At 49.5% G+C, this 10,000-nt stretch carries 11 protein-coding genes and 1 tRNA gene; 6 read left to right on the top strand and 6 right to left on the bottom strand.

Features of this window, described 5'->3' with window-relative positions; genetic code table 11:
• The coding region (locus LDL35_RS00845; protein WP_304018549.1) for a YgiQ family radical SAM protein at positions 1-1,391 on the bottom strand (1,391 nt) is incomplete at its 3' end.
• 5 nt (positions 1,392-1,396) lie between these two features.
• Entirely contained in the window at positions 1,397-2,356 is a 960-nt protein-coding gene (locus LDL35_RS00840; protein WP_304018547.1) for an EF-Tu/IF-2/RF-3 family GTPase, read from the bottom strand.
• Between the two features lie 86 nt (positions 2,357-2,442).
• Between LDL35_RS00840 and LDL35_RS00835 the strand changes: the two genes are divergently transcribed.
• The 6 genes from LDL35_RS00835 to LDL35_RS00810 all read left to right on the top strand — a co-directional run bounded on the left by LDL35_RS00835 (position 2,443) and on the right by LDL35_RS00810 (position 7,343).
• On the top strand, positions 2,443-3,009 hold the full coding sequence (locus LDL35_RS00835) for a DJ-1/PfpI family protein (protein ID WP_304018545.1): 567 nt from the start codon (positions 2,443-2,445) through the stop codon (positions 3,007-3,009).
• Between the two features lie 83 nt (positions 3,010-3,092).
• A complete protein-coding gene (locus tag LDL35_RS00830) occupies positions 3,093-4,034 on the top strand; it encodes a carboxypeptidase regulatory-like domain-containing protein (RefSeq protein WP_304018543.1) in 942 nt (313 codons plus the stop codon).
• A gap of 54 nt (positions 4,035-4,088) precedes the next feature.
• Positions 4,089-4,574: an amino acid-binding protein gene (locus tag LDL35_RS00825; RefSeq protein ID WP_304018541.1), complete on the top strand. Its 486-nt coding sequence runs from the start codon at positions 4,089-4,091 to the stop codon at positions 4,572-4,574.
• Between the two features lies 1 nt (position 4,575).
• Positions 4,576-5,568 carry a homoserine dehydrogenase gene (locus LDL35_RS00820; protein WP_304018539.1) on the top strand — a complete coding sequence of 331 codons (993 nt, stop codon included), beginning with the start codon at positions 4,576-4,578 and terminating at the stop codon, positions 5,566-5,568.
• Positions 5,552-6,646 (top strand): sugar-specific transcriptional regulator TrmB, encoded by a 1,095-nt coding sequence (locus LDL35_RS00815; protein ID WP_304018537.1) that lies wholly within the window; start codon positions 5,552-5,554, stop codon positions 6,644-6,646. The genes LDL35_RS00820 and LDL35_RS00815 overlap by 17 nt, the downstream gene beginning before the upstream one ends.
• A 70-nt stretch (positions 6,647-6,716) precedes the next feature.
• Positions 6,717-7,343 carry a peptidylprolyl isomerase gene (locus tag LDL35_RS00810; RefSeq protein WP_304018535.1) on the top strand — a complete coding sequence of 209 codons (627 nt, stop codon included), beginning with the start codon at positions 6,717-6,719 and terminating at the stop codon, positions 7,341-7,343.
• Here LDL35_RS00810 and LDL35_RS00805 read toward each other — a convergent pair whose 3' ends face one another.
• From LDL35_RS00805 to LDL35_RS00790, 4 genes are all read right to left on the bottom strand, one after another.
• Positions 7,344-9,203, bottom strand: coding sequence for a NosD domain-containing protein (locus LDL35_RS00805; protein WP_304018533.1), 1,860 nt, complete (start codon positions 9,201-9,203; stop codon positions 7,344-7,346). It lies immediately after the preceding gene.
• 103 nt (positions 9,204-9,306) lie between these two features.
• Positions 9,307-9,391: transfer RNA gene (locus LDL35_RS00800), tRNA-Leu, on the bottom strand.
• A gap of 17 nt (positions 9,392-9,408) precedes the next feature.
• A complete protein-coding gene (locus LDL35_RS00795) occupies positions 9,409-9,771 on the bottom strand; it encodes a prefoldin subunit beta (RefSeq protein WP_304018531.1) in 363 nt (120 codons plus the stop codon).
• A gap of 12 nt (positions 9,772-9,783) precedes the next feature.
• Positions 9,784-10,000: KEOPS complex subunit Pcc1 (locus tag LDL35_RS00790; protein WP_304018529.1), on the bottom strand; the 217-nt coding region annotated here is incomplete at its 5' end.

Raw genomic sequence — 10,000 nt, 5'->3', positions numbered from 1 at the left:
CATTCCAGGTCTGGTTTGTTCATCAGCCTGGTCACCGTCGTTGTGATGTGCTCAGGTGCAACCTTAATCTGTCCGGATATATGTCGGGAAATCTGCCTGAAACGGTCTTTGTCCAGAGGGATGAGATCATACCGGAGCCCGGAGCCGATGTATACGTGTTTTACTTTGGGGAGTTTTTCCGCTTCATCAAGCATGTCAAGATAGTCTTGAATACCTGACCTGACCGCCGGGCAGCGTATGCACTCCTTATCGGTGCATGCACCATTCTTCTCCCAGTTCTGACAAAAATCCCCGTACATATTTGCACTCGGTCCACCGACATCACTGACGATCCCTGAAAATCCACGCATGTTCTCAAATGATGCAATCTCTTTCAGAATGGATGTACGGCTTCTGCTCTGAATGATTGTTCCCTGGTGCATGGAAAGGGCACAAAAACTGCAGTTCCCATAACATCCCCGGTGTGAAATCACTGAGAACCTGACCGGAGTAAGAGCAGGAATGTCTTCCTGGTACGAGGGATGCTTTTCCCTGGTATAGGGGAGATCATATATCCGGTCCATGTCACGTGGACTCAACGGGAGTGATGGAGGGTTCTGGATTATTACCGTCTTTGGATGTTGCTGCAGAAGGGGCCTGCCCACAAAAGGGTTCTGATTTTTTGATATAAGGGTATGCGCCAGACAAAAATCATCAGGACTTTCACGAACCTTTGTATATGCCGGCAGAGTGCACAGGTCGGGCATATCAAGATCATGGAGTTGCTTAGGGGGAATTTTCCAGACCGTTCCGGGTATATCATGCATATTTTTCGGTTTCTCTCCGGTATCTGCACGCTGTGCAATAGTGCACAGGGCGGTCTCCCCCATACCAAAGACGAGAAGATCTGCAGGTGCATCTGCCAGGATTGACTGCCTGACAGAATCGGACCAGTAATCATAATGGGCAAACCGTCTGAGTGACGCCTCAATCCCGCCGATGATGATGGGTACATCAGGAAACAGCCGGTGAACGAGATCGGTATAAACAAGGACTGCCCGATCCGGTCTTCGTGGTGTACCGCCAGGTGAGTAGGCATCATCTGACCGCTTCTTTCGTGCAGCAGTATAGTTACTCACCATGGAGTCAACACTCCCCCCGGAGATTGCGAAAAAGAGTCGTGGCTCTCCGAGCACACAAAATGACTCCGGGTTTTTTGGATCCGGCTGTGGTATTATCGCAACAGAAAACCCGGCATCCCAGAGAACCCGGCCAAGGAGCGCTGCAGCAAACGAGGGATGGTCAACATACGCATCACCGGATACCATGATGATGTCCGGTTGATCGATACCAAGTGCCCGAAGTTCCTCAAGGGATATTGGTAAAAAATGAGGCTGCTTCGGGTGTTTCATGAGTGTCAGCGTATCGTGATGGTCCCGACAATCCGCAGTTTTTCACTCTCAAGGTAATGGAGGATGATGACCGAGCCGGGGAGGTATATCAGTTCCCGCTCAAACTCAAGGGTGAGGGTCGGTTTTCTGAAATCACCTGCATCACGTACTGCAGACACCCTGCAGGGGAGAAACTGCATCCAGTGTCCGGCATACAAAACCATCTGTTCTTTCAGTGGCTGTGGCCAGTAAGGGATGATATCTGCGGTTCCTGTTATCTTCAGAGATGAGATGATTCGTGGATCGGATGAAAGAACAAATCCGCGGTCAAGATCGTCAGCCTCAATTCCTTTCAGGGCCAACCCGACCCGGTCTCCGGCAGATGCCTCCTCTGCATCATCATCATGCATCTGGATTGAACGTATCTGGGCCTGCTTTCCTAAGGGATGGACCGTCAGTTGATCGTGGCGCCTGATAGTCCCTTCCTGTACACATCCGAGAATGACGGTCCCGATTCCTTTCACATTGAAGTGATGATCGATGGGAACACTGCCCTTTTCCGTATTGCGCGCAGATTTATGTTCTCCGGCACGGTTCAACAACCACTCACGCAGCACGACCGGATCATCTGGAAGCTCTGTATACTGCTCCAGGACAGTACCCCGGATGAGCGGTGCAATCTGTCCTTTGTCAAGGTAATTTCTCAGGATGAACACACCGTCTTTCACCCCGGCCGCGTTCAGCATCAGAATTATCTCTCCCAGCTTTGCGCTCAGCGCATCAATAACCAGTACAGCAAGATCTGCAAGGGATGCCGTATAAAAGAGGGATGACAACTTTTCCGGGTATCGGGAGGGCTCAATAATCGTTAATGTTACCCCCCCTTTTTTCATGTTATAGAAGGTTATGTCGGTTGAAGTGCCTTTTTTCCCCAGCTCTTTTACCAGGTCCTCTGGTCCGAGGTAGGCGATATTGAGATTTGGCATCAGTATCTAAGCGTTGTCTGTGAATTTGATAGTTTCAGCGAAGGATTCAATATGGTTAATATGCTTCTGATTACAGTGATAATGATATGAAGGTACTCATCGCGATTCCTCCTGAAAAGTTCAGAGATGAGGAACTCCTGATTCCGGTAAAAAAATTTCAGGAGGCCGGGGTGACGTATGAACTTGCATCGACGCACGTCGGAGTAGTAATGGGCGTCCTTGGCAAGAAGGCGAAAGTGAACCGGACCTTTGAAGATGTTCTGCTATCAGGAATTGATGATTATTATGCCCTGATGATCGTCGGAGGTCCGGGAACCCAGGTACATCTCTGGAATAACCGGCATCTCATCGAATTAGTTACGATCTTCAATACCAGACAAAAGGTCGTTGCAGCGATTGATAATGCCCCGATTGTGATTGCAAAAGCAGGAATACTGAAGAAGAAGATTGCAACGGTAGCTCCTGGTCTTACCGTCCGTGAGATGATGAAAGAGGATGCGATCATTCAGAATAAACCGGTTGTATACAAGGACCGGATCGTCACCGCCATGGGGTTTGAGGCAGCCGAGGAGTTTGCATCCATCATCATCAAGTATGAGAAGGGTAATCCTGAATTTGTACCAACAAGTGGTAAAGCAGGATTCGCGTTTTAACTTTTTTCAAGAGACCGGGATTCGGGCACTGATCTTCAGAACGGTATGTTCATGATTTTTGCCACGAAATTATCCCTCAGTTCATGAAATCTGATATGGGGAACTATTCAGGGATATGTTCACGGCAATGGATCTTAATCCCGCTTCTCATCTTCTTTCTGGTACTGTGTTCTCTCTGTCCTTGGGCGGCCGCAGATAAACAGGAGACACTGATAACAATAACGGTGACACCTGAAAACCCTCAGGAAGGGTACGCCTTTACCGTGACCGGGACACTGACTGATGCATCCGGCTCTCCTCTTGGGAACAAACGGGTAAGCCTGGAGTCTTCCCCAGATGGTGATCCGGCATATCCTTTTGAGCGAATTGCGGTTGATGCGACAGATCGGGCAGGGAGATTTGAATTTTTCAGGGGCAATCACACTCCTGCTGAGTATATCCGCGTATCGTATCTGGGAAATGCCCAGTATCAGGGGAGTGTGAGCGAAGTGGTACCGGTCCATAACGCAGCGGTGTATGGAGCCGGCACTCATCCCTCCCGCACAACCGGGGGGCTTATGCTGACCGGCAGTCCGGATAACGCCATCGTTCTTCTGGATGGTGAGGTGCGCGGTGTAACGCCACTCGCCCTGAACGGAATTGAGTCAGGTCCTCACATTCTTGAGATTGGAAAGCCCGGGTATCAGAATCAGACCATGGAGGTCTTTGTTGCACCTGAACGAAAGACCACGTTCAGCTTTTCTCTTCCGCCAGCCGGAATAAATCTGCAAAATGCAGGAATAGAGAGCCAGACCGGTCTTCATGTCTTTAGCAATACCAGCTATCGGGATGATATGTCTATCCCGCTCGGCGATCCCCTCTATTCATTCAGTAAAGCAGGTGTTTCGGTGGATATTTACGGGAACAATACATCAGTGAACGGGACAAACAAGACCCAGATTACAACACTGTATGATGAGCATCCGTTTGGCGACGGATTTTCCATGTCGGTGATCATTACCAGTGATAATACCCCTTTCCGGTGAAAAAATGCATCATTTTGATTTAATAATGCAGGGAGGAGATGTATGCAGGTCTCGATGAAGCTTGAAATCCGTGATACGCCAGGTCAGCTGGTTGCAGCATTGATGCCGATCTCCGATGCCGGGGGTAATATCAAGACGGTCATTCATGAACATGACTTTTCATCAGACAAGGGTTCCCTCGGGGTGGAAGTGGTTATTGAAATCCCCCCGGAGCGGCTCGATGCACTTTTGAAACTCTTTCAGGAGCGGGGGATCACCGTCATCAGATTTGGGGAAGAGCGGATGCATTATCAGCAGTCGGTCATCCTCATCGGCCATCTGATTCATACAAACCTTGGTGACACGGTTGATCGGATTGACAGTACCGGTTTTGCAGAGGTTACGCGGATGAGTCTTGCCATGCCTGCGATACATGAACGAAGTTCGGCAAAGTGCACCATCAAAGCATTGAGCAGGGAACATATGGATCAGGCGATTGAAATCCTTCGTGATGTGTCAAAGCAGAAGGACATCCTGATGATAGAGCCCCTGGAGTTCTGATATGACCATCCGTATTGCACTTATCGGGACCGGTGCCGTCGGTCGGGGGATCCTTGAAGCGATGACCAGAAAGGATCTTGGGATTGTGCTGACCGGTGTTGCAGATTCACGGTCCGGACTGATTCAACCGGATGGTATCTCACCCTTTGATCTTCTTACCCGCAAGAGAGAGACCGGACTGTGCGGTGATGTATCCATTACTGCTGATGACGTTGTCCGGACGGCTCCCTATGATGTACTGGTAGAGGTCTCCCCGACAGATGCAGCAACCGGGGAGCCTGCAACCTCGTATATCCGGACTGCATTATCCAGGGGCTGTCATGTGGTCACATCAAACAAGGGCCCGGTTGCCCTCCATTATCATGAGCTGAGACAGGAGGCAGATAAAGCAGGGGTTTCCTTCCGTTTTGAAGCAACCGTTGCCGGAGCGATCCCAATTCTGCATACGCTGCTTGAGTCACTTGGTGGAAATGAGGTACAGGCCCTGTATGGAGTTCTGAACGGGACATGCAATTACATTCTGACCAGAATGGCTGAAGAGGGTCTGTCATACAAGCAGGCACTTGACGAGGCACGGGCTCTTGGGTATGCTGAGGCAGATCCGACGTATGATGTAAAAGGCATTGATGCTGCAATTAAACTGGTAATCTTAGCAAATACGGTCCTGAACCAGCGGATAACGCTTGAAGATATTGATATCACCGGGATTGATCTCCTGACCGAAGAAGCAATCAGGCTTGCAGAAGAGCAGGATGCAACGATACGGCTCATCGGAGAGATAATCCCTGGAAAGAATCTCTACCGGCTGTCACCGCGGATCATCCCCCGGCATCATCCGCTTGTTGTTCACGGGTCATTAAATGCTATTATCCTGCGTACCGATCTAGCCGGGGACCTGGTCTTCTCAGGGAAAGGGGCCGGATCGCTTGAGACTGCAAGTGCGGTCCTTGGAGATATCCTTTCAATTCGTGACAGGTATGCAGGGGGTAATTGAGCGCAGACGTTCGTATCTGAAGCTGATGCGAAAGCTGACCCTACGGAAGGGTTCCTTTACCGTAGATGATCTTGCACAGTCAGCCGGTATCCCCCGAAGCACCGCACGGGACTGGATCGTCCGGTTATCTGATGAGGGATGTCTGACGGTGCTCACCCAGCCTCATGGCCGTGCTCCGAGCAGGTATGCAGCTGTCAGTGCCATACCCCGGACCGCATGCCGGAGGATCTTTACCGCTGTCGATGGTGATATGGTGGAGATTGTGCATGAGTGCCTGTCCAGTGCCTGTGCTGCATTTTGTGCGAGGCATCATGCCAAGGCCAATCCGGATATCAGGATCATCCGTCAGGGGACGATACTTCGTGAGTTTGTCCGGATGGGACGGTATGAGAGTACGGTAGGACTCTGGCCTGAGTCAGCTGTCGCGGTAACCGGGATATGGCAGGAAGGAGATGAGATTGTGCAGAGGATCCGTTCTGTGGGGGGTCCGGCATTCTCACTGACAGGGATGATGGGCAGGGCAGAAGGGGTCATCAACGTTGATACGGTCAGGCATGAGCAGGCAACAGAAGGTTGTATCAGGACGCAGGCGCTCGTGCATATTATCATCGGAATTGACAATACCGACCGGTTTGAAGAGGGGGCAACCTTTGCTCTTGCAATAGCCCTTCTTGATTACCTGTCAGAATTGTCCGGCACGTTTCCCATCGGCCATCACATCGCCATGCTCTGGCAGGATCTTCCGGAGAAGACCGCGGGGAACTCCTGTAGTGCCATAGAACTGGCAGTGGTTCCGGAAAAAGCCGACCTTATCAGAAAGGCAGCCGTCCGGTTTATCGGTGATGAAAGTGTGTCAGACGGGTGGGGTATCGCGATTAAGACCGGATTTCTGATCCCGGATTCATTACATCAGTATGGGCTTCGGGCCCGGACCAGTCTGATCAGCTGTCAGGAAGCGCGCCAGTGTGCCCGTGAGTGTGGGATTTATACCTATGGTGGAGGGGGGATTATCGGTTCTCTTGCTGCCATCGGGCTTGCGCATGAACCAGAAGACCTGATCATCACCCCGGATTTTTAGTGGGTGCTCGTACCTCCAGTATCCGGGTTTTGAGAGAACTCTTTTCCCGGTCATCCTCCAAGAGCTGAGTATGGAGAAACGTTTCACCATCAGCGGATGCAGTACCTGCCTTGGTATTGCAGGCGCAATTCTTCTTATCGCGGCAGCACTCATCTGCGGGTGTACAACAATCCAGCCTGAACAGGTCCAGACCATAACTCCGGCAGAAACCCAGGCTGTTGCATGTACTGGAGGAGCACAGACCGGAGATCTTATCGAGGTAGACTATATCGGAACCTTTGACAATGGAACAGAATTTGACAGTTCATATAAGAGTGGTCAGCCTTTCAGTCTGATACTTGGTTCTGGTGGGGCAATCCCCGGCTTTGACAAGGCCCTTCATTGCATGGAAGTGAATGAAACAAAGAAGTTTACTCTCTCCCCTGAAGAGGCATATGGTGAATATGATCCGGCAAAGATCGTCTCTATGCCGATTGAATTTATCCCGGCCGGCGAGAATGCAACTGTTGGTGATCGTGTCACGCTCTTTGACGGTGGACAACTCTTCCAGGCTACCATCGCTGATATGAATGCAACCAATGTTACCTTTGATCTGAACAGTCCTCTTGCAGGAAAGGCTCTTACCTTTGAAGTAACGGTTCGGAATATTACTCCAATCACTCTTGAAGAAGAGAATAGTACAGAAAAGAAAGAGTAATTAACAATCCCGGATTGCCATCCGAATGGATGAATATCCGTTATTATTTTCTTTTTTATTTTCAAACACTGAATTATCTGCATTTGTGATGATTGCAAGATAATAATTTTTAAGGCCGATCAATTTGGGTATTATAAATGACTCGGTGAGGGTCTGCTCGCTCCCTGATGGAAGGTCCCGGACTGTCTTCTCTCCAAGAAAGATATCTTTCCCATCTATCTGACGATCTTCAGTCAGGTAGTATCTGACCTGGAATGCATCAGCATCATACCCGCCGGTGTTTTCAATAACTGCAGAGATGGTGAATTCTGTTCCCGGACAGCCGGTTTCAGGCCCTGTGATCTCTTTTACGCTGATATCTGCATAGGGTGAAAGAGGATGTGAGGGAGGGGTTGTTTCAGATTCGTCTGTCTTTCCTGCTTCTTCAGTCCGGATATCCGGACTCTGTTCTGGTTCAGGTGTGCTTTCTTCGGTACTGGTCTCAACCACATCCGGCATGGGCGGCTCAATCACCTGGTCAGAGACTGGTTCTTCAGGGGGAGTCTCTATCTTTGAATCACTCCATTCCTGAACAGGAGTATCTGTCGGGACTGGCGTATATGTTGGAGGAGTTGCCGCAACCGATGGTTTAGAGGGTGACCGGGAGAGGGGATAGAGATCGATATTGTTTGCATTCAGTGAATAGGGTGAATCAGAAATACCATCATGGGTATAGGCCTGAGCGGATGCAGAAAATCCTCCTTCACCCGTCTCATCAAACCAGGCATTTCCTCCAATCATACTACCACCGATGATATTTGTTCCTGATTTGAGATCGGTGTTCCACATATTCCGCTCATTTTCATTCACGACTGCATTATGCGGGTTTTTCAAGAGGTTATTGAAGATGACATTATCTTTGGACTGGAAAATTCCGATACCTATGGCGTTCTTCTCAAACGTATTATCAAAAATCTGGTTCTGATTGGATTGATCAAGCCGGACCCCCATGTTAGCAGTGTTTCTGATTGTACAGTTTGCAATAACACTGTTACTTACCTTGTACATCCAGATGCCTGCATCCATCCCCTCTATTACGACGTTTTTGATGGTAATATCCCGGATTGCGGCTCCTGCATTGATATAAATCCCTGAATTAAATCCCGATGACGAGCCTCTGATAGTATTGCCTCCCCCGTCGATGGTCACGCCTGATGTTTTTATCTCAAAAACATTCATCTTCTTTCGCCCGTCGATATCCCGCTTTAATACATAATATCCTGGCTTGGTAATCTCTGCAGGTGAATATACCGGAATTGATCCCTCCGGGCCGGTAAGCGCTCCGGGAACGACGGGCTGCTGACTTGTCATACGGTTGTTGTCAGTATCAGGCTCAATAAAATAACTGCTTGTATCGAGGACGATCATGACCCGGTATTCCCCCCTCTTCAGGTGTGGCGGCAGAGACCAGCTCTTGGTATATGTCCGGGTTTCACCTGCGCCAAGTCTGGTGTCGGTGATATCGCCTCCTATCTGAGCTCCGATCTCATCCTCTCTGCCAACCCGTACAAGATATGCACGAAGTTTGTATCCGGGAGCCTCCCGGTTCCCCGTATTCTGAACGGTGATGGTAACGATTAATCGTTCCTCAGGAATCGTTCCCAGAGTGATCTCACCCATGTCGGAGATGTCCATCCTGACTGATGCATCAATTATTGCAACATCAGGTCCTGAATCAAGAGTCTCTTTTGCCAGGGGTTCGCCAGACCCCACCCCGATAAAAATTCCTGTTACAAGAAGTACTCCCAGTACCATTGCCCGGACAATTCTGAGTATATCCTGCTGCCGGGTAGACACGTCCGATTTTTGTATGTGCCACATCACAATCCCCACAACCCCAAATTCCATAATGAGCAGTTGGAGAAGTATTGATTTCTGTGAATAAAAAACGTGGTGATATCAACTGGGACAATTTCCTGAAGAATGCGAGGAGGGCGATTTGAACACCCGGACCCCTTCGGGAACGGACCCTAAATCCGTCGCCTTTGACCTGGCTCGGCAATCCTCGCTCAAAAAAGATATGGATTCAGTTTGCGTCGGGGGTTTTTCGTCCCTCAATCTCTGAACGAACCTGACTTTGAAGTTTTTCAAACTTCTCCTGAAGCATCTTCTCCTGCTTTTCTATTGATCGGATCCTGATCTCCAGTGTCTCGATCTTCTCAGTGACTTTGGAGATGACTTCAGATTTAGGTTTCTGCATGACAACAGTTCCAATGTTCATGTACACCGCAGCAGAGTCATCTGTTTCGTTCAGTTCTTCAACCGCTCTTCGTGCTTCCTGCGCAGCCAGTTCATATTGGCTCTTTTGAGAGAGGATGGTCTGCATCTGCTGTTGCATCTGCTGAAGCATATTTATCTGGTTCTGCACTTTTGGCGAAATATTCTGCATCCTTAACTCCTCCTATTCATTTGTTCTTCCCGCCTTTTTAGTTGTCTGTACCATCTCTTCAGCTATCTGAACCAGTCTGAGCCAGGTGTTCAGAGCCGCTCTGAGCGCGGTCAGATCTTCTGCCCTGATGTGGATTTCGAACGATGATTCAGACGTCTCTGTTATTGTCCCCCAGGATCTGCCCGCTCCATCGGTTTCTGCCTCTGGGAGCAGGGATCTGACAATTACT

Origin of the sequence: Methanospirillum hungatei, assembly GCF_020216685.1 — an archaeon.
GTDB lineage: Archaea > Halobacteriota > Methanomicrobia > Methanomicrobiales > Methanospirillaceae > Methanospirillum > Methanospirillum hungatei_B.
The sequence above is the reverse complement of the archived record's forward strand: the minus strand, read 5'-3'. Positions and strand labels throughout refer to the sequence as shown.